This window comes from Rhodopseudomonas sp. (assembly GCF_048594845.1).
GTDB lineage: Bacteria > Pseudomonadota > Alphaproteobacteria > Rhizobiales > Xanthobacteraceae > Rhodopseudomonas.
Map to the genome: position 1 here is coordinate 17,803 of NZ_JBMDXE010000243.1, position 19,477 is coordinate 37,279.

14 protein-coding genes and 1 pseudogene are annotated in these 19,477 nt (G+C 64.4%); 14 read left to right on the plus strand and 1 reads right to left on the minus strand.

What is annotated here, in order from left to right; translation table 11 throughout:
• Nucleotides 1-47: 47 nt before the first annotated feature.
• Nucleotides 48-362 (minus strand): GCG_CRPN prefix-to-repeats domain-containing protein, encoded by a 315-nt coding sequence (locus ACOJTD_RS15700; protein WP_420133824.1) that lies wholly within the window; start codon nucleotides 360-362, stop codon nucleotides 48-50.
• Between the two features lie 318 nt (nucleotides 363-680).
• On the opposite strand from ACOJTD_RS15700, the gene ACOJTD_RS15705 reads away from it, so the two are divergent.
• The 14 genes and pseudogenes from ACOJTD_RS15705 to ACOJTD_RS15770 all read left to right on the plus strand — a co-directional run bounded on the left by ACOJTD_RS15705 (nucleotide 681) and on the right by ACOJTD_RS15770 (nucleotide 19,373).
• Nucleotides 681-1,907, plus strand: a complete 1,227-nt coding sequence (locus tag ACOJTD_RS15705; protein ID WP_420133837.1) for an efflux RND transporter periplasmic adaptor subunit — start codon at nucleotides 681-683, stop codon at nucleotides 1,905-1,907.
• Nucleotides 1,904-5,071, plus strand: a pseudogene (locus tag ACOJTD_RS15710) (efflux RND transporter permease subunit). The gene ACOJTD_RS15705 and the pseudogene ACOJTD_RS15710 overlap by 4 nt, the downstream one beginning before the upstream one ends.
• Nucleotides 5,072-5,103: 32 nt before the next feature.
• On the plus strand, nucleotides 5,104-6,813 hold the full coding sequence (locus ACOJTD_RS15715) for an efflux transporter outer membrane subunit (RefSeq protein ID WP_420133838.1): 1,710 nt from the start codon (nucleotides 5,104-5,106) through the stop codon (nucleotides 6,811-6,813).
• A gap of 327 nt (nucleotides 6,814-7,140) precedes the next feature.
• Nucleotides 7,141-8,592, plus strand: coding sequence for a glycosyltransferase family 39 protein (locus ACOJTD_RS15720; protein ID WP_420133825.1), 1,452 nt, complete (start codon nucleotides 7,141-7,143; stop codon nucleotides 8,590-8,592).
• 118 nt (nucleotides 8,593-8,710) lie between these two features.
• Nucleotides 8,711-9,268, plus strand: a complete 558-nt coding sequence (locus ACOJTD_RS15725; protein WP_420133826.1) for a GNAT family N-acetyltransferase — start codon at nucleotides 8,711-8,713, stop codon at nucleotides 9,266-9,268.
• A 798-nt stretch (nucleotides 9,269-10,066) separates the two neighbouring features.
• Nucleotides 10,067-10,711, plus strand: coding sequence for a TetR/AcrR family transcriptional regulator (locus ACOJTD_RS15730; protein ID WP_420133827.1), 645 nt, complete (start codon nucleotides 10,067-10,069; stop codon nucleotides 10,709-10,711).
• Between the two features lie 98 nt (nucleotides 10,712-10,809).
• The gene (locus tag ACOJTD_RS15735) at nucleotides 10,810-11,853 is read left to right on the plus strand and encodes an NAD-dependent epimerase/dehydratase family protein (RefSeq protein WP_420133828.1); all 1,044 of its coding nucleotides are present in this window, start codon (nucleotides 10,810-10,812) and stop codon (nucleotides 11,851-11,853) included.
• Between the two features lie 68 nt (nucleotides 11,854-11,921).
• On the plus strand, nucleotides 11,922-12,620 hold the full coding sequence (locus tag ACOJTD_RS15740; RefSeq protein WP_420133829.1) for a hypothetical protein: 699 nt from the start codon (nucleotides 11,922-11,924) through the stop codon (nucleotides 12,618-12,620).
• A gap of 1 nt (nucleotide 12,621) precedes the next feature.
• Nucleotides 12,622-13,470, plus strand: a complete 849-nt coding sequence (locus ACOJTD_RS15745; protein WP_420133830.1) for a fumarylacetoacetate hydrolase family protein — start codon at nucleotides 12,622-12,624, stop codon at nucleotides 13,468-13,470.
• A 3-nt stretch (nucleotides 13,471-13,473) separates the two neighbouring features.
• Nucleotides 13,474-15,096 carry a GMC family oxidoreductase gene (locus tag ACOJTD_RS15750; protein ID WP_420133831.1) on the plus strand — a complete coding sequence of 541 codons (1,623 nt, stop codon included), beginning with the start codon at nucleotides 13,474-13,476 and terminating at the stop codon, nucleotides 15,094-15,096.
• Nucleotides 15,097-15,362: 266 nt separating this feature from the next.
• Nucleotides 15,363-16,160: an IclR family transcriptional regulator gene (locus ACOJTD_RS15755; protein WP_420133832.1), complete on the plus strand. Its 798-nt coding sequence runs from the start codon at nucleotides 15,363-15,365 to the stop codon at nucleotides 16,158-16,160.
• A 22-nt stretch (nucleotides 16,161-16,182) separates the two neighbouring features.
• On the plus strand, nucleotides 16,183-17,142 hold the full coding sequence (locus ACOJTD_RS15760) for a dihydrodipicolinate synthase family protein (RefSeq protein WP_420133833.1): 960 nt from the start codon (nucleotides 16,183-16,185) through the stop codon (nucleotides 17,140-17,142).
• A gap of 85 nt (nucleotides 17,143-17,227) precedes the next feature.
• Nucleotides 17,228-18,424, plus strand: a complete 1,197-nt coding sequence (locus ACOJTD_RS15765; RefSeq protein ID WP_420133834.1) for an ABC transporter substrate-binding protein — start codon at nucleotides 17,228-17,230, stop codon at nucleotides 18,422-18,424.
• A gap of 67 nt (nucleotides 18,425-18,491) precedes the next feature.
• Nucleotides 18,492-19,373, plus strand: coding sequence for a branched-chain amino acid ABC transporter permease (locus ACOJTD_RS15770; RefSeq protein ID WP_420133835.1), 882 nt, complete (start codon nucleotides 18,492-18,494; stop codon nucleotides 19,371-19,373).
• Nucleotides 19,374-19,477: the final 104 nt, after the last annotated feature.

Here is a 19,477-nt window from a genome sequence, read left to right on the forward strand (position 1 = left end):
CGCGAAGGTTTGCGAAACAAATCGGCGCGGTTTGAGACCGGGCCGCTTCAGTGTTCGTCGGACCACTCGTGATCGTGATGCCAGTCGTGGTCATGATGTCCGTCGTGATGGTGTGGCCAGTCGTGATCGGCAGTCCAGCCGTAGGCACTGTAGCCGTCATCGTAACGATACGGCGAGGACGAGTACCTATAGCCGAGGCGGCGATCCGGACGACAGATGCCCCAGGACGTGACATGCCATCCACGGCCGCATTGCCAATCGGCCCGGACCAAATCCGGCGCATGTGACGAACTGCCAAACGGCATCGCGATCGCACTGCCGGCCCACAGCGATGCCATGCTCATCAGCACGGCGGCAATCAAAGACGATCTTCTCATCGGATTACAAAGCTCCCTGACATGTCGCGCGCGGCGACCGGTCCCTTGTTAGCGAAGATCGCGGCCGAAATCCTGCCGCCGGCCGGCTTTGGCAGGGACGTGACGGCCGCGGTTGCATGCGTCTAATCTATTGTTTTCCCTGTGGGTTTCCGGGAAGCGCGGCGCCGTCGGCAGCTGCGGAGCCGCCGTCTCCATCAAACCTCCATACAGTCTCCACACCCGGCCAATGCGTCGCGTCTAAGTCTCGCTCGTCAGGCAGGCGCTTGCGCGGCGGCCGGATGTTGCCCGTCGTCCTCCACGAGAATGAAATCTGTGTCGTCCCTACCCGCGATTGCGCTGATTGCCGCCCTGGCCTTTGCCGTGGCGCTGGCCGGCTGCAAGCCTCAACCAAGCGATCAAGGCGCCTATTCCGCAGCGGCCGTGCATCCAGAGGTCGGCGTCACGACGCTGCGACCGCAGGCGGTGGTTATGACTGCGGAGCTTCCCGGCCGCGTGGTTGCCTCGCAGACGGCCGAAGTGCGTCCCCAGGTGTCGGGCATCATTCAGCAGCGCCTATTCAAGGAGGGCGGCGAAGTCGCCGAAGGCGCGTCGCTCTACCAAATCGATCCTGCGTCCTACCAGGCGGCCTATGACAGCGCCGTCGCGGCCTTGCGGAAGGCGGAAGCTGCGGTGCCCAGCGCGCAGGCCAAATCGGAGCGCTATCAGGGCCTCGTCAAGCAGAACGCCGTCAGCAAGCAGGATTTCGACGATGCCGTTGCCGCGCTCGCCCAGGCGAAGGCGGAGGTGGCCACCGCGAAAGCCACCCTCGAGACCGCCAGGATCAACCTCGACTACACGACCATCAAAGCGCCGATCGGCGGCCGGACCGACCGATCGTCCCTGACGCCCGGCGCGCTGGTCACGGCCGGCCAGACCGGCTTGCTGACCACAATCCGCACGCTCGACCCGATTTTCGTGGACGTCATTCAATCGAGCACCAACCTGCTCAATCTGCGGCAGGCGATCGACGCCGGACGCCTGAAGGTGAACGCTTCGCATGTCGCGGTCAAACTGAAGCTGGAAAACAGTGCGATCTATCCGCTGACCGGCAAGCTGGAATTTTCCGAGGCCAATGTCAGCACCTCGACCGGCACGGTGACGTTGCGCGCGGTGTTTCCCAATCTGCAGCGATTGCTGCTGCCCGGCATGTATGTCCGCGCCGTGGTCGAAGAAGGCGTCGCGCCCGACAGCTTCTTGGTGCCGCAGCGCGCGGTGACCCGAAACACCAAAGGCGAGGCGATCGCGACGTTTCTCGACAAGGACGGCAAAGCCGAGGAACGCGTGCTGTCCGTGGTCCGCAGCGTCGGCAACAACTGGCTGATCGGTGCCGGCGTTCGCGACGGCGACCGGGTCGTCGTCGAAGGCACGCAGCATGTGCGTCCCGGGCAGAAGGCCTCCGGTGCCGAAGTCGTGGTCGACGACACGACCGGCGAAGTGCTCGGACGGCTGCCGCCGCAACGACGCGCCGCCCGCTCCAGGGCCGTGCCATGATCTCCGCCTTCTTCATCAAGAGGCCGATCTTCGCCTGGGTGATCGCGATCGTGATCATGCTCGGCGGGCTGCTGGCGCTGACCACGCTGCCGGTGTCGCAATATCCCGAGATCGCGCCGCCGACGATTCAGATCAGCGCGAGCTATCCTGGTGCGGACGCCCAGACGGTCGAGAACTCGGTGACCAAGGTCATCGAGCAAGGCATGACTGGGCTCGACAACCTCGACTACATGACTGCGTCGTCGACCTCGAGCGGCCAGGCCGAGATCACGATCACCTTCACCAACAAGGCTAATCCGGACGTCGCGCAGATGCAGGTGCAGAACAAGCTGCAGCTCGTCACCGCGCTCTTGCCGTCGGTCGTCCAGACCACCGGGCTGTCGGTGACCAAATCGACCAACGGCTTTCTGATGATCGTCGGCTTCGTCTCGACCAACGGCAAGATGAGCGAGACCGATATCGCCGACTATGTGAAGAGCTCGCTCAACGAGCGGCTCAAGCGGGTGGAAGGCGTCGGCAATACCCAGCTGTTCGGCGGCGGCTATGCGATGCGAATCTGGCTCGATCCGGAGAAGCTGCTGAAATACGCGTTGACGCCGGCCGACGTCGCCGCGGCGATTCAGGCTCAGAACACCCAGGTTTCGGCTGGTCAGCTCGGCGGCCTGCCGGCGCGCAAGGGCCAGCAGCTCAACGCGACCGTCACCGCGCAGAGCCGGCTGCAGACGCCGGCGCAATTCCGCAACATCGTCGTTAAGAGTGATAGCAACGGATCGATGGTGCGCATCAGCGATGTCGCCACCGTCGAACTCGGCGCGGAGGACTACACCAGCGCGTCGACCTACAACGGCTTGCCGGCGACGGGGCTCGCCATCAATCTGGCGACGGGCGCCAATGCGATCAAGACGGCCGCTGCCGTCAAGGCGGTGGTCAACGAGATAGCCCCGACGTTGCCGCAAGGCGTTAAGGTCGTCTACCCCTATGACACCACGCCGTTCGTCGAAATCTCGATCGGCGACGTCACCCGTACGCTGGTCGAGGCGATTGTCCTCGTCTTCGTGGTGATGCTGGTATTCCTGCAGAACTTCCGCGCGACGCTGATTCCGACGCTGGCGGTGCCTGTCGTGCTGCTCGGCACCTTCGGCGTGCTGGCGCTCGCCGGTTATTCGATCAACACGCTGACCATGTTCGCCATGGTACTGGCGATCGGCCTTTTGGTCGACGACGCGATCGTGGTGGTCGAGAACGTCGAACGCGTGATGCACGACGAGGGATTGTCGCCGCGCGAGGCGACCGTCCGGTAAATGACGGAGATCACCGGCGCGCTGATCGGCATCACCACGGTTCTGTAGGCGGTGTTCGTGCCGATGGAGTTCTTCGGCGGCTCGGTCGGGGTGATTTACCGGCAGTTCGCGGTGACTATCGTCTCCGCGATGGTGCTCTCGGTGATCGTGGCCCTGGTGCTGACGCCGGCCCTGTGCGCGACGATTCTTCGTCCGCCGAAGCCGCACGACGAGAGGCGTGGCATCTTCGGTTGGTTCAATCGTGTGCTGGGCCGGGCCACGGATGCCTATCAGGCCGGCGCGCGCGGCATGCTGCGGCGTCCGCGGCAAGGGCTGATTGCATTCGTGCTCGTCATCGTCGCCGCCGCCGCGTTGTTCATCCGCCTGCCGACCTCGTTCCTGCCGGAAGAAGACCAGGGGCTGCTGATGGTGTCGGTGCAGTTGCCGGTCGGGGCCACCACCGACCGCACGGAGCGTGTGCTCGACAAGGTCACCCGCCATTTCCTCGACCACGAGACCAAGGCGGTGGATGGCCTCATGACGGTGACGGGCTTTTCCTTTTCCGGGGCCGGCCAGAATGTCGGCATGGCGTTCGTGCGTCTGAGGGATTTCGCCGAGCGCAAAGACGCCGACCTCTCCGCCAGCGCCGTGGCCGAGCGTGCCATGGCGGTGTTCGCCGGCATTCGCGATGCGAAGGTGTTCGCGCTGGCGCCGCCGGCGATCGAAGGGCTCGGAACCAGCAACGGCTTCGATTTCTATCTGAAGGACATCAACGGCGCGGGGCACGACAAGCTGATGGCCGTGCGCGATCAACTGCTCGGCGCCGCCGGAAAAAGCCGGCTCCTGAGCGGGACCCGGCCCAATGGCCAGGACGATACACCGCAATTTTCGATCGATATCGATCAGGAGAAGGCGAGTGCGCTCGGCCTCAATCTCGCCGACGTCAACTCGACGCTGTCGATTGCGTGGGGCAGCAGCTACGTCAACGACTTCATCGATCGTGGCCGCGTCAAGCGAGTCTATCTGCAGGCGGCGGCGGACTTCCGGATGCAGCCGGAAGATTTGAATCTCTGGTACGTCCGCAACAACGCCGGCGCGATGGTGCCGTTCTCGGCCTTCGCCTCTGGCCGCTGGACGTTCGGCTCACCACGACTCGAGCGTTACAACGGGGCGGCCGCGGTTCAAATCCAGGGCGACGCTGCCCCGTCGGTCAGCTCCGGCGCGGCGATGACGGAGGTCGATAGGCTCGTTGCCGGCCTGCCGGCCGGCTTCGGCCACGAATGGACAGCGTTGTCGCGGCAGGAACAGCTCTCCGGCAATCAAGCGGCGTCGCTGTACGCGATCTCAATCCTGGTGGTGTTCTTGTGTCTTGCCGCGCTCTACGAGAGCTGGTCGATCCCGTTCGCCGTGATGCTGTCGGTGCCGGTCGGCGTGTTCGGCGCGTTGGCGGCCGCGCTGCTGCTCGGTCAGAGCAATGACGTGTACTTCAAGGTCGGTCTGCTGACCACGATCGGTCTTGCCGCCAAGAACGCCATCCTGATCATCGAATTCGCGATCGCGCGGCAGCAGGTCGGGCTGGGATTGCACCGCGCCACCTTGCTCGCCGCGCGGCAGCGGCTGCGGCCGATCCTGATGACCTCGCTTGCGTTCATCCTCGGCGTCGCGCCGCTGGTCGTCGCCAGCGGCGCCGGCTCGGCGGCGCAGAATTCGATCGGCATCGGCGTGATGGGCGGCATGCTGGCGGCGACGCTGCTGGGCATCTTCTTCGTACCGCTGCTGTTCGTCTTGGTCCGGCGTGTGTTCAAGGGCGCGGCCGGCACTGAGATCGCCGTGAGCCCGACCCCGCCCGCGGCGTTCGGCCTTTCAGCCCGGAAAGACACGTGAGCAGAGCAATGATGCAAGCACGAACGCCGATGATGCGGCGGCCTCGCCGACGGCTCGCGCGTTGCCGGAGAGCCGGAGTGCTGCTCGCCGCGTCCGCTTCGCTTGCGTCGATAGCCACCGCGCTGAGTGGGTGCGCCATCGAGATTCCACTTAACCCGGCAAGGACGACGCCGCCCGCGCAGGCGCCTGCGAAACCTGTGACACCTGTGAGGCCTGCGGTCGCGCCGTCGTTTGCGACGCTGATGATCCTCGCCGCGGTGTTGCTTGGCGGATGCGCTGTCGGGCCCGACTATCGGACGCCACTTGTCGCGACGCCCGCGCAGTGGAGCCGGGCCGGCGTCGCGACCCCTGCGCCGCCCGTATTGCCAGGCTGGTGGACTCGCTTGCGCGATCCGACCCTGGATCGGCTGGTGGTCGAGGCCGTGGACGGCAACCTCGATGTCGCGACGGCGAGCGCGCGGGTGCGCGAGGCGCGGGCGAGTTATCGGCAGGCCGTGGGCGCGCTGCTTCCGACGATCGCCAACAGCGACTCGGCCCGGCTGGCAAAGGGGGCGGGTGATCCATTGGCGGCGCCAGGGCGACCGAACCTCGGCGGTCCGTCGCCCTTCCTGGGATCGGACGGTGGCTCCGGTCTGTATCAGGCGGGGTTCGATGCGAGCTGGGAGCTCGATCTGTTCGGCGCCAACCGCAGGACCGTCGAAGCCGCGGCCTATGGCATCGATGCCTCGGACGAGAATCTGCGCGCCGTATTGCTGACGCTCGTCGGCGACGTCGCGTCGAGCTACGTCGAGGCGCGCGGTTATCAGGCGCGCATCGCGCTGGCCCGTCGGACCGCGCTGTCGCAGGACGAAACCACCGCGATCACCCGCAACCGCCTGGCCGCCGGCACCGCATCGGCCGTCGACCTCGCAACCGCGACCGGGCAGGCGGCGGCGACGCGGGCCGTCATCCCCACGCTCGAGACGGCCTACGCCCAAACCGTACACCGGCTTTCGGTGCTGACCGGACGGCCGCCGGCTGCGTTGTCGGCTCTCCTGGCGCGGCCGAAGCCGATCCCGGCGCCGAAGCTGCCGGTGCCGGCCGGGATTCCCGCCGACGTTCTGCTGACGCGGCCTGACGTGCGGCTTGCGGAGCGCCGCTACGCGCAATCCACCGCCCGTATTGGGCAGGCCGAAGCGGCGCAGTATCCTAGCGTCAGCTTGACTGGAAACATCGCGACCTCCGGCACCAGGCTCGGCGATCTCGGCAGAAATTCGTCGGTCAGCTGGTCGCTCGGTCCAACCCTGACGGTGCCGATCTTAAACGGCGGAAAACTGCGGGCTGCGGTCGAGATCGCGCAGGCGCAGCGTGATCAGCAGTTTTTGGCCTACCAGGCGTCTGTACTCACCGCGTTGAAGGACGTCGAGGACGCGCTGGTGTCGCTAAGTAACGAGCGCGCGCGAAGCCGAATTCTCGCAACATCGACCACGGCCTATCGGCACGCGGCGCGCCTGTCGCAGTCGCTGTATCGATCCGGATCGTCGAGCTTTCTCGACGTGCTGACCGCCGAGCGATCACTCTACGGCGCCGAGGATGCGCTGCTGCAGAGCCGGGTCAAGATCGTCTCGGACTACATCGCACTGAACAAGGCGCTCGGCGGCGGATGGGACGGCGAGGTCGATGCGCTGACGCCGGAGGTGATCGACGTCGACACTGGACCGCATCCAGCCGGTCCGATCACTCTTCGGAGTGCGAAGCTATGAACGAGACGAGCGGGAAACACAGGTCGACAATGCAAGAGACGAAGCAATGAGATTGGATGAGGCAAAACGCGTCATCCTGGTCCCGGCGCAGGACGCGGACCTGACGGATTTTCGGCGCGGCCTGGGACGACGATCGGCTTCGCTGCGCATCGCGTTCGCCGTCGTAAGCCCATGACTCTCGCGAATGCCGACGCGCTTCATCGCGATCTGGGCGCGGGCTCGTCCCGGCCGGCCGTGATCCGCTATTGCTACTTGCGATGCGCCTTTCGCCGCGCCGCCGCGGCGCTGCTGCATCCGGGACTCGGGACTCCGCTGCTGCTGGGGATCGTGCTCGGCAATGCGCTGCTGTGGGTCGCTGTGCTGACCATCCTGAAATTCGCTCAGGTGCTGCATTCCGACAGCACGGAAGCGTTCGCGTGGGGGCAGACCCTGGCCTGGGGCTCGGGCAAGCACCCGCCGATGGCAGGGTGGGTGACGCGGGTATGGTTCAGCGTGTTTCCGACCAGCGATTGGGCGTTCTACGCGCTGGCGATGGCCGTCACCGGCACCACCGTCTTGCTGATCAGGTTGCTGGCCGGGGAAGTAGTCGACCGTCGGCGAGCCGTTCTGGCCACGCTGCTGGCGATGATCTACCCGATCCTGAATTTCAAGGGCTACAAGTTCAACCCCGACTTGTTGCAGCTGCCGTTCGTGGTGCTGATCGTGTGGGCCTATATGGTCGCGGCCGAACGGCGAACCGCGCTGTGGGGTGTGGTCATCGGGCTCGCCGGCGCGGTCGCGGTGATGACGAAGTACTGGGGCGCGTGGGCACTGGTGGCGATCGCGGTTGCGGCAGTGACGCGGCCGGACCGCAGCCGGCTGTTCCGCTCGCCGGTGCCCTATGTGGCGGTCGTGGTGTTCGTGCTGGCGATTGCTCCGCATCTTGACTGGCTTTCTGCGGTAGGCTTCACGCCGTTCCGCTACGCTTCGCAATTCCTCGTGGTCGACCGCGGGGCGGCGGCGCGGCATTCGATAGACTCGACGCTGCACGCCTTCGCTCTGCTGCTGCCGGCGCTGGTGGCCGGCGCCGTCGCAGTGTTGCTGCCGCGGCTCAGACGCGTAACGCCGCCGCCGGATGACGCGGTGGAGCGCGCCCGCCAAATCTGGCTCATCGTCGCCGTGTTGGTGATCGGCCCTATCATCGCCGCCATTGCGTTGCCGGTCCGGATGAAGAGCGATTGGACCATCCCGCTGTTCTCGCTGGTCCCGCTCGCCGTTCTGGCACTGCCGCGGCTTGCCGTGCCGCTGCGCGCCGTGGCCAGGGCGGCGGTGATCCTGCTCATGCTCGGGGTGGGAGCGTTGATGGCGGCGCCGGGGCTCGCGACGGTGAAGGTGCTGGTCGAACCGAACCGTGCCTTGTCGCCGCGGCTGGATCGTCTGGCGGCGATCGCAACCGACCTGTGGCGTGAGCGCGCCGGCACGCCGCTCAGGATTGTAGTCGGCGATAGCGAGGAGATCGCGACCGTATCGTTCTACAGCCCCGACCATCCGCGCATGTTCTTGGCCGGCGCGCCCGAACTGACGCCGTGGGTTTCGACCGAAACGCTCGGTCGCAGCGGCTTTGTCGGGATATGTCCGGCCGCAGCACCGGCTTGCGTCGACCGGGTCCTCGCACTGCGACCACGGGCCGAGCAGATCGCCGTGACCACCGAACGGAGTGCGCTCGGGCAAACCCTGCCGCCGGACCGCTGGGTCATGTTGCTCGCGCTACCGGAAGCCGATGCTGAGGTCACTCGCTAAGGCCCCGCCAAAATGGAAGCGGGGGGACAGCTCGCCTACGGCTTCGATGATGCATCGGCGGGCGGCTCTATGAGTGAGACGATTGGAAACACAGGTCGACAATGCAGGAGACGAAGCAATGAAATTGGACGAGGCAAATCGTGTCATCCTGGTTCCGGCGCAGGAAGCTGATCTGGCGGATTTCCAGCTAAGTCTGCAGGACGCCTTCGCCGCCGGGTTCACGGCGGCGTTCGGGACGCAGCCCGAAGGTCCGATCCCGTCGGATGCAGAACTCGGCGAGTTCTTCCATGCGCCGGGTGCGGCCACGTATCACATCGTCCTCGATGGCGTGCGGGTCGGCGGGGCCGTGGTGTCGATCGACACCGCCACGCATCACAATGCGCTCGATCTGTTCTTCGTCTCTGCCGAACATCACGGAGAAGGCATCGGCTCCAGAGCGTGGCGTGCGATCGAAGCGATGTATCCCGACACGTTGGCGTGGGAAACCCACACGCCGTATTTCGAGAAGCGCAACATCCACTTCTACATCAACAAATGCGGCTTCAAGATCGTCGAGTTCTACAACCTTCATCACCCGGACCCTCATCCCGAAACCCGAGAGGGCATCCCGGGTGGGGAATCGTTCCGGTTCGAAAAGGTGTATGCTGAACAACCCGCAAAATCCGATGAAAAATGATTCGCATGGGCCGTTTTTCATAACGACTGCGGCCCTACATCCAGATCTTCGATTGTCGTACTACTCGGATCGCGCATTTCAGGCCATGTTTACGGCTGCTCTCTACTCCGAAGACAATCAGTCTGTTAAAGCAAGCCGGAATATGCGTCGGGTTACAAACCGAATGGTCTCATCGAATGTCAGCTTAGGGTCAGAAGCGCAGGTAAGCGGTCCTGCATGCTCGGTTGATTGACTGCTTCGATCCGAAAGCGGGCGTTCATGGGCCAAGGTGGTGGATGGATAGGGCCTGAGTGGCGAAACGCTCTAGGAGTCCGATCGTGCCGGCGAAGTCGCTTTCTTGACTGGCCGACCGAGGTCGCTGCGAGAACGCCCACCGCGCCATGGCGCTATGTCCGGTTTCAAAACCGAAATACACTGACGGATGAATTGTCCGCGATCTACTGGCGTAATTCGTGGCCGATGCCGTCGGATGTCCCGTATGGCCCCGTGACCGGACTAGCAGGAACGCTGCCAAATTTCGGATTCGGGCCAGAAGCGGACATCCACTGTACCATCGGCGAAAGCAAGCCGCGGTCTCGTTAAAGGTTCTGCCTGTCTTTGGAGAGACGGCTCGTTTCGGCGGCGCGGTGGCGTCCGGCCTGTCCCCCTCTTAGGGAGGCTTCGAAGGCGCGCATCGGCGGGACGTTTTCATGATCCGACCTCGAGGCCGATCTCGCAGTTTGACCAGATTGGTCAGAAAAGGTGAAATAGCGAAAATCGGATTTCGATCGACAGAATCATGACTGGATGCCGGGGGCTATGACGACGCCGCGTGCAAGAACCAAGATCAGCGCCCGCGACCCATCTGCGACAAAAGCGAAGATCCTGGACGCCGCCACCCGCGAATTCGCGCTGCGGGGCTATGATGGAGCTCGGGTCGACGCAGTCGTCAAGCGGGCGCGCTGCAACATCAATCTCGTTTATCACTACTTCGGCAACAAAGAGAAACTCTTCATCGCAGTGATGGAGCGTGCGTATTCGATCGTGCGCTCGCATCACAAGGATATGGAACTGAGTGGTGCCGATCCCGAGGAGGCGATGCGGCAGCTCATCGTGTCGACGTTCCGGATGTTCGTTAATTCGCCCGAGACGATCGGGTTGTTGGTTTCAGAAAACATTCACCGCGCACGTCACATCAAGAACTCGCCGTTGATCGTCAGCATGTACGACGCGCTGCTCGACTTCATTCGCGAGACGCTCGATCGCGGCGTCGCTAGTGGCGTTTTCCGGGCGGGTGTCGATCCGACCGAACTGTTCATTTCCATCAATGCCGAGGGCTATTTCTATCTGTCGAACCGGTACACACTTAGCGTCATCCTGCATCAGGATCTAATGACGCCGGTGCGGCTTCGCCAGCGCGAGCAGTTCATCATCGACGTCATCATGGGTTTCCTTCGCCCTTAATTTTTGCGCCGCACACACGCGAAGACGGCGGTTTCTCACGCTTGACAGCCCTTCGGCCAACTATTAAGTGAAAACTTAATAAGACGGAGGAAACAAAAATGAGCGAGTTCCTGCAGGCGCATGATCTGCCGGCGACCATCGAGAACGAGGAGGTCCTCGAGGAATTGTTGTCGCGGCCCACGGTGTGGCTGCCGAAATTGCTCGAACAAGCTCCAGGCGACATCATGGTGCTCGGCGTCGGCGGCAAGGTCGGCCCGACGTTGGCGCGCATGGCCAAGCGGGCTGCGCCGGACAAGCGGGTGATCGGCGTCGCGCGCTTCTCGGAGAAGGGCCTCCGCGAGCGGCTCGAAAGCTGGGGCATCGAGACGATCTCGTGCGATCTGCTCGACCGCGGTGGGCTCGAAAAGCTGCCGGACGTGCAGAACATCATCTACATGGCCGGCAAAAAGTTCGGTACCGACGTCGATCCGAGTTTTTCCTGGGCGATGAATACGCATGTGCCGGCGATGGTCGCCGAGCGCTTCCACCGCTCGCGCATCGTCGCGTTCTCGACGCTGTGCGTCTATCCGTTCGCGCCTATCTCGGGCGGGGGCTGGGACGAGTCTGTGCAACCTAATGCGGCCGGCGACTACGCGACCAGCTGCACCGGCCGCGAACGGATGTTCTCGTACTTCTCCCGTCGCCACAACACGCCGGGCCGGCTGATCCGTCTCAACTACGCGATCGATATGCGCTACGGCGTACTCTACGACATTGCCCGCTGGGTGATGGACGGCACGCCGATCCCGATCGGCACTGCTTACGCGTCGGTGATCTGGCAGGGCGACAGCAACGCCCAGATCCTTGGCGCGCTCGCGCATGCGACGACGCCGACTTCGCCGCTGAATGTCGGTGGTCCGGAGCACATGAGCGTGCGCCTGGTGGCCGAAGAGTTCGGCCGCAAGTTCGGCCGCAAGCCGATCTACGAAGGCGAGGAAGCTTCCACCGGCTGGTACAACACCACGCTGGCGGCGCAGCGCCTGTACGGCTATCCGACGGTGTCTTTGGCGCGAATGGTCGATTGGGTTGCTGACTGGGTGCAGCGCGACATGCCCTCGCACAACAAGCCCACGCATTACGAAGAGCGCGAAGGCCAGTTCTGATCGCGCCGAGCGGTCAGTCGCATGCGCCGCGATCGTCGCGGCGCTCCTCGAGCCATTCGGATTTTGCCATGAGCAATGTTGCGACCTCGGGCTTTGGCCTGATGGCCTTTACGGCCGACATCGATGCCGATTACGTGCTGCGCTATCAGCAATGGCACAATTGCGAGCACATCCCGGAGCGGGTTTCCATTCCGGGCTTCATCGAGGGCCGGCGTTATCGCGCGGTCAGCGATGCGCCGCATTTTCTGATGTTTTACGAAACCGACGCCACCAGCGTGCTGGCGTCCGACGCCTACATGGCGGCGCTCAATGCGCCAACCGACTGGACACGCGAGGCGCTGACGCATTTCCGCAATCCGGTCCGTAGCATCTATTCCCGTATCGCTGAGACCGGCGGCCCGACCGCGTGGCCGGCGCCTTACGTCACGGCGATGCAGTTCGATCTTCCGGACGGCGACGAGCACGAATGTGCCGGCGCCTGGCTCGAAGCGCTGGGGCGTTGTCAAGGCGTCGTCCGCGCGCGGCTGTGGCGGGCCGATGCGGCGGTCGGCAACATCACCACCTCCGAGCGCAAGATCTATGGCGGCGGGCCGGGCAAGCAGGCGTACTTTGCCATGATCGAGCAGAGATTGCCGCCGGAGCGGCTGCCGGATCCTATCGTCGCGGGCGATGCGGCGCGCGCCGTGCGGCGCGCCGACGAGCAGCGCGGCAGCTATTGGCTCGAAATGGCGCTGCGCGCGCCCGAAACCTCTCATCGCGGGAAATGACATGAAACTCGTCCGGTTCGGAAACATCGGCGAAGAACAGCCGGGGCTGATCGATCATGCGGGCGCGCTGCGCAGCCTCGCCGGCGTCGTCAACGACATCGACGGTGCGGCTCTGTCGCCGGAAGGCCTGGCCAAGCTTGCAGCGCTCGACACGCAAAGCCTGCCGCTGGCGCCGAGCGGGGTCCGCATCGGCCCCTGCGTCGGCCGTGTCGGCAAGCTGATCGGCATTGGCCTGAACTACTCGGATCACGCGGCCGAGTCGGGCCTGCCGGTGCCGACCGAGCCGATCGTGTTCATGAAGGCGACGAGCTCGATCTCGGGGCCTTATGATCCGGTGGAGATTCCCGCCGACGCCGAAAAGACCGACTGGGAGGTCGAGTTGGCTTTCGTCATCGGCACCCGCGCCAAGAAAGTCTCGGAAGCCGACGCGCTCAAGCACGTCGCCGGCTATTGCATCGTCAACGACGTCTCCGAACGCGCCTGGCAGATCGAGCGCCAGGGCCAATGGACCAAGGGCAAGAGTCACGACACGTTCTCGCCGATGGGGCCATGGCTCGTCACGGCCGACGAAATTCCCGATGCGGGCAATCTCGGCATGCGGCTCGACGTCAATGGCGTGCGCCGGCAGAACGGCTCGACGCGGACCATGATCTTTGGCGTCGCCTATCTGGTCAGCTATCTCAGCCGCTTCATGACGCTGCATCCCGGCGATGTCATTACTACGGGGACGCCGCCCGGCGTTGGCCTCGGCATGAAGCCGCAAGTCTATCTCAAGCCGAACGACGTCATGCGGCTCGAGATCGACGGGCTGGGCTATCAGCAGCAGACAGTCGTGGTCGAAGGCGCCTGATCCATGGCCGGGCCGGTCGCGACATCTGTCGGCCAGTTCGACTACATCATCGTCGGCGCCGGCACGGCCGGCTGCGTGCTCGCTAATCGGCTGAGCGCCGATCCCAACGTCCGCGTCCTGCTGCTCGAGGCGGGCGGAAGCGACAATCGGCTCTGGGTGCATATCCCGGTCGGCTATCTCTACACGATGGGCGATCCGCGGGTCGATTGGTGCCTCAAGACGGAGTCCGAGCCAGGGTTGAACGGGCGCGCGTTGAACTATCCGCGCGGCAAAGTGCTCGGCGGCTGCTCGTCGATCAACGGCATGATCTATATGCGCGGGCAGGCGGCCGACTACGACGGCTGGCGCCAGATGGGCAATACCGGCTGGGGTTGGGACGATGTGCTGCCCTATTTCATCAGGTCCGAGCGCCACTACGGCCCGGCCGACGCGTATCACGGCGCGAGTGGCGAGCTCCGCGTCGAGCAGCAGCGGCTGCATTGGCCGGTGCTCGATGCCGTGCGCGAGGCGGCCGCCGAGCTCGGCATTCCGCCGGTTGATGATTTCAACCGCGGCGACAACGAAGGTGCAGGCTACTTCGCGGTCAATCAGCGCCGCGGCGTGCGCTGGAACGCGCGCAAGGCTTTTCTCGATCCGGTCAAGCAGCGCCGCAACCTGCGGGTCGAGACAGGTGCCGAGGTCGAGAGCATCGTTATAACAGGGGGCCGCGCCACCGGGATCGTGTTCGGCAAGAAGGGCCGTCGGCTGCGGGCCGATGCGACGCGCGAGATCGTGCTCGCGGCCGGCGCGATCGGGACGCCCAAGCTGCTGGAGCACTCGGGCATCGGCCGCGGTGATGTGCTCTCGGCGCACGGCATCGAGATCAAGCGCGAGCTGCCCGGCGTCGGCGAGAATCTTCAGGATCATCTGCAGATCCGGACGGTGTTCAGTATCACCGGTGCGCGTACGCTAAACGATATGACGGCCGGGTGGCTGGGCAAGCTGCGGGTCGCGGCGGAGTACGCGCTGCGGCGCAGCGGCCCGATGGCAATGGCGCCTAGTCAGCTCGGTATCTTCACGCGATCGTCGCCCGCCTATGCCAGCGCCAATATCGAGTATCACGTCCAGCCGCTGTCGCTAGAAGCCTTCGGCGAGCCGCTGCATCGCTTTCCGGCGCTGACGGTGTCGGTCTGCAACCTGCGTCCCGTCAGTCGCGGCAGCAGCCATATCGGCGGTGCCGCGCCCAGCGATGCACCGCTGATCCGGCCGAACTATCTGTCGACCGAAGCTGACCGTATCGTCGCCGCCGACAGCATCCGTCACGCGCGCAAGCTGATGGCGACGCGTCGCCTGAGTGAATATCGGCCGCAGGAGCTGAAGCCCGGTCCAGCCATCAGCACCGACGATCAGCTGGCGCGCGCGGCGGGCGACATCGCCACGACGATCTTTCATCCCGTCGGGACCGCACGCATGGGGGACGATCCGATGGCGGTCGTCTCATCTGATCTGACGGTCCATGGCGTTTCCCGGCTAAGCGTCGCCGATGCGTCGGTGATGCCGACAATTCCGTCGGGCAATACCAACGCCGCCGTCACGATGATCGCCGAGAAGGCCGCCGAGATGATCCTGGCACGGGGCCGCGCTTAGCAATGGCTGGCCTGAACCGGACAGCGATTAGTTCGGCGCAGCCGCGACATTCTGCGCCAATGAATTTCTCTCGGCCTCAGTGCGTAGCGCTTGACAGTGATGGTCCCCGTCGCATTAATGTAACGGCGTTACCAATTAAGAGTAACGATGTATCGGATGGACTTGCCGGGCGTACAACGCGCAGGCAGCTGATCTCAGGGAAGGTTCGGATGGCGACGACATCTGAGGGGTCGAAGCGCGGCGCTGGAAAGCCTGTCGAGACCACCGTGCTGGCGGTCGAGCGCGCGCTGGAAACGATTCAGCTGCTGTCCGGCGCCGCCGATGGCCTGAGCCTTGCGGAGATTTCGCGCGAACTGATCGTCAACAAGGCTATCGCATCGCGACTGCTCGAGACGCTGGAGCACGCCGGCTACGTCTGGCGCGATGACGTCGCGCAGCGCTACTACCTGACCTATCGGATCAGCAATTTGGGCCTGCGGCAGTTGCAGCAATCGGGCCTGCTCGGCCAATGCACCAGCCTGCTGGAAGATCTCGCGGAGCGGACCGGCGAACTGGTGCGCCTGTCGGTGGTCGAGCGCGGCGAGAAGATCACCTGGGTCTACGCGGTCGTCGGCACCCGGCGCACGCTACGCATCGATCCGAATTTCAACTTCGATGTCAGTCTGCATACGCACGCCACGGGCAAGGCGTGGCTGATGACGCTGCCGCCGGAACGCGCGGCGTGCCTCGTCGAGCAAGCCGGCATGGCGCGGCTGACGCCGCATACCAGCGTCGACTTTGATGCCCTGCGTAAAGAACTCGATGGCGCCAACCGTCGCGGTTTTGCGGTGACCTATGAGGAAAACGAGATCGGCGTCGGCGCCGTGGCTGCGCCCATTATGGCGCCGCGCCTGTCCGGCGTCACCGAATGTGTCGGTGTCGTCTCCGTGGCGGCTCCGACGAACCGGATGACGCGGGCGCAGATCGAAGCCTGCGGTCCGCTGGCCGCCGAGGTCGCTTCGCGCCTGGCGCTGATGTGGCCGCTCGACGAGCGTTACCCGCTGCGCATGCAACGACACGCCTGAATTTGGAACACCGGAGACCGACATGAGCCGCTTCAGCAACTACGTGCCGCATGGCGTCATTCCCGCCGTGTTGCTTCCTTTCCACGAGGACTTTTCGATCGACGAGGCCAGCTTTCGCAGCCATCTGCGCGATATCGTGGCGGTCGAAGGGCTGTCGGCGGTAACCATCAACGCGCATTCGACCGAAGTGGCGTCGTGCACCGCCGAAGAGCAGACCCGTGTGCTCGAAATCACCATGGACGAGATCGGCGACCGTTTGCCGATCGTCCACGGCGTGTGGGCCGATGGCAGCCTGGAGGCGGCGCGGATCGCCGAGCGCGCGCAGGCCGGCGGATCGTCGGCGCTTCTGGTGTTTCCGCCGGCGCCGTTCACGCTGGGGCAGAGCGCCGACATGGCGGTTGCGCACTTCAAGACCATCGCGTCGGCTTCCGACCTGCCGATCATCCTGTTTCAATATCCGCTGGCGACCGGGCAGGGCTATCCGCTGGCGACGCTGACGCGGCTAATGGACGAAGTGCCGAGCATCCGCGCCATCAAGGACTGGACGCAAATTGTGCCGCAGCACGAAGCGCAAGTGCGCTTGCTGCAATCGCGCAGCCACCCGGTCAACGTACTGTCCACTAACAGCGCGTGGCTGTTCAGCTCGCTTGTACTTGGCTGCAATGGCTTGCTATCGGGCAGCGGCAGCGTGATCGCAGATCTGCAGGCGCGGCTGTTACGTGCGGTGCAGGCCGACGACCTGGCCGAAGCGCGCCGTCTGAACGATCGCATCAACCCGATCGCCAGCGTGTTCTACTCAGATCCGTTCGTCGACATGCACAACCGCATGAAGGAGGCGCTGGTGCTGCTCGGCCGGTTGCCGCGGGCGGTCGTCCGTCCGCCGCTGATCAAGCTGAAGGAGCCGGAGATCGAGCGCATCCGACAGGCGTTGATCGCCGCCGGCCTGCTCGATGCCTCCGGCAAACGAAAACAAGCGGCATAGCCGCCGGACGACCGGCAAGGCGGGCAGCAAGACCCGCCGGCCAACGACAACGTCAAAAACAAAATCCAAGGGACAGGAAACGAACATGCAGAGTCGTACATCCGTGCTGACGGTCGCTCTGACGTCGGCGTCCGTGACGCTCGCGTCGGTGACGGCGATGGCTCAGGACAAGCCGCCGGTGAAGATTGGCTTCGTCACCGAACTCACCGGCCCGTGGAGCTTCTTCGGCACCAGTTGCGTTGCCGGCCTGAAGCTGGCCGAGAAGAACCTCAACCCGCCCGGCAAGCGCAAGATCGAGTTCGTCATCGCCGACGATCAGACCAGCCCAGCCCAGGCCGTGGCGGCGTCGCGTAGTCTCGATGTGCAGGACAAGGTGCTGGCGCTCAGCGGGCCGACCAGCTCCGACACCGGCCTCGCGGTCTACGGCTATGCCGAGCAGAACAAGGTGCCGTTCGTGGTGCCGGTCGCGGCGTTCCCGCAGCTGACCAAGCCGGGCACCCGCTACACGTTCCGCCTCGAGCCGGACGCGGTTGGCTGGGGCTATGCGATCTCGAAGTTTGTCGAGAAGCAGAAGCCCGGCGGCAGGATCGCCATGATCTATTCCGACTACGCGCTGATGCGGGCGATCACCGCCGGCATCAAATATCAGGCGCCACGCTCCGGCCTCAACATCGTCGCCGACATCGCCTTCCCGCAGGGTTCGAGCGACGCCACCGTGCAGGCCGCGCAGATTCTCGCAGCCCAGCCCGACTACGTCGTCGTCAGCGGCGCCGGAGGCTTCGACAACACCATCACCAATCAGCTGCTCGATCTCGGCGTCAAGCCCGAGCAGATCATCCACCCGTTCGGCATCACCACCCAGGTGATCAACTGGGGCAAGCGAAGCGTCGGCTCGTATTACGGCACGTTCTTCGATTCCAATCTCGACTCGCTGACGCCGGAGGGCAAGAGCTTCGTCTCCGACTTCGTCGCCCAGAACGACCGCCCGCCTTCCTACGGCGAGAATTTCTGCTACGTCACCGCCAACGTCATTCGGGAAGTGATCGACAAGAATCCCGAAGCCGCGGACGATCGTGAGAAATTCCGCGATGCGATTTCGGCGCTGAAGACCAAGGAGACGACGTCGGGCGTTCCGATCGAGTTCGACAAGAACGGCGCCCGCAAGGAATACATGTACTTCCTGCAGATCAACGATGTGGCGGCCAAGTCCTACAAGGCGAAGCAGGCTTTCTACATCGAATGGGATCCGGAAGTCATTCCCGTCTACACCTTGGTCAAGTGATCCTTGGGTCAATGATCATTCGGGCCGCCGGGTGCCGGCGGTCCCTGTCTCCCGAGGAGTAGCGCGCGTGTCCAACGCGAACCTGATCATTCTTCTATCGACCATCTCGACCGGGCTGATCCTGGGCTCGATCTTCGCCCTCGTCGCCGTCGGCGTGACGATCGTCTATGGCTCGATCTGGATGCCGAACGCCGCCAACGGCCAGTTCTTCGTGCTCGCCGCACTGCTCGGCTGGACGATGACGATCAGCTGGGGCGTGCACCCGGCGATCGCGGCGATCCTTGTAATCGGCGTCAGCGTGCCGCTGTCCTACGCACTCGAATACATTCTGGTGCGCCGGTTCTACGACGTTCCGAACCGCAACATCTCGTATTTCGTGCTGAGCCTCGGCATCACCCAGATTCTCACCGGCATCTTCTCCTCCACCTATGGCCGCTGGAGTGATCAGTTCCAGCTACCGCCGCTGGTCAGCGGCATCACCTTCGTCGGGCCGCTACCGATCGCCACCAACCGTCTGGTCGTGCTGGCGTTGGCGCTGTCGATCCTCGCGGCCCTGTTCGCGCTGCTGCGGTTTCACCGCTACGGCCGCGCCATCCGCGCCGTGTTCCAAAACCGTGACGCGGCTGCGCTGCGCGGCGTCAACGTCAAGGCCAGCTACAGCCTGTCTTTCGCGCTCGGAAATGCGGTGATCTTCGCCGGCGGCATCCTGTTTGCGCTCGCTTACAGCTTCGACCTCACCGTGGCGTGGACGATGTCGATCACCGCCTTCGCCATCATGATCATCGGCGGCCCCGGCTCGGTGCTCGGCGCGCTGATCGTCGGCATGGTGTTCGGCTTCACCCAGGCGGCCGTCAGCACAGTGGCGAGCCCGACGATCGCGGCATTCTCCTATCTCGGAGCGATGCTCCTCATCCTGCTCTTCAAACCCTCGGGACTATTCGCGCGATGACACCTCTCGGACGAGGCAAACACAACGCGCTGCGCGGGCAGGGCCTTCCGCTGCTGTGCTTTTCCGTACTGGCCTTCGCGACGCCGTTCGTGCTGTCGGGCAAT

Coding starts and splice junctions, on each gene's coding strand:
- ACOJTD_RS15705 (WP_420133837.1), top strand. CDS start 681: ATGAAATCTGTGTCGTCCCTACCCGCGATTGCGCTGATTGCCGCCCTG.
- ACOJTD_RS15715 (WP_420133838.1), top strand. CDS start 5,104: ATGCGGCGGCCTCGCCGACGGCTCGCGCGTTGCCGGAGAGCCGGAGTG.
- ACOJTD_RS15725 (WP_420133826.1), top strand. CDS start 8,711: ATGAAATTGGACGAGGCAAATCGTGTCATCCTGGTTCCGGCGCAGGAA.
- ACOJTD_RS15730 (WP_420133827.1), top strand. CDS start 10,067: ATGACGACGCCGCGTGCAAGAACCAAGATCAGCGCCCGCGACCCATCT.
- ACOJTD_RS15735 (WP_420133828.1), top strand. CDS start 10,810: ATGAGCGAGTTCCTGCAGGCGCATGATCTGCCGGCGACCATCGAGAAC.
- ACOJTD_RS15740 (WP_420133829.1), top strand. CDS start 11,922: ATGAGCAATGTTGCGACCTCGGGCTTTGGCCTGATGGCCTTTACGGCC.
- ACOJTD_RS15745 (WP_420133830.1), top strand. CDS start 12,622: ATGAAACTCGTCCGGTTCGGAAACATCGGCGAAGAACAGCCGGGGCTG.
- ACOJTD_RS15750 (WP_420133831.1), top strand. CDS start 13,474: ATGGCCGGGCCGGTCGCGACATCTGTCGGCCAGTTCGACTACATCATC.
- ACOJTD_RS15760 (WP_420133833.1), top strand. CDS start 16,183: ATGAGCCGCTTCAGCAACTACGTGCCGCATGGCGTCATTCCCGCCGTG.
- ACOJTD_RS15765 (WP_420133834.1), top strand. CDS start 17,228: ATGCAGAGTCGTACATCCGTGCTGACGGTCGCTCTGACGTCGGCGTCC.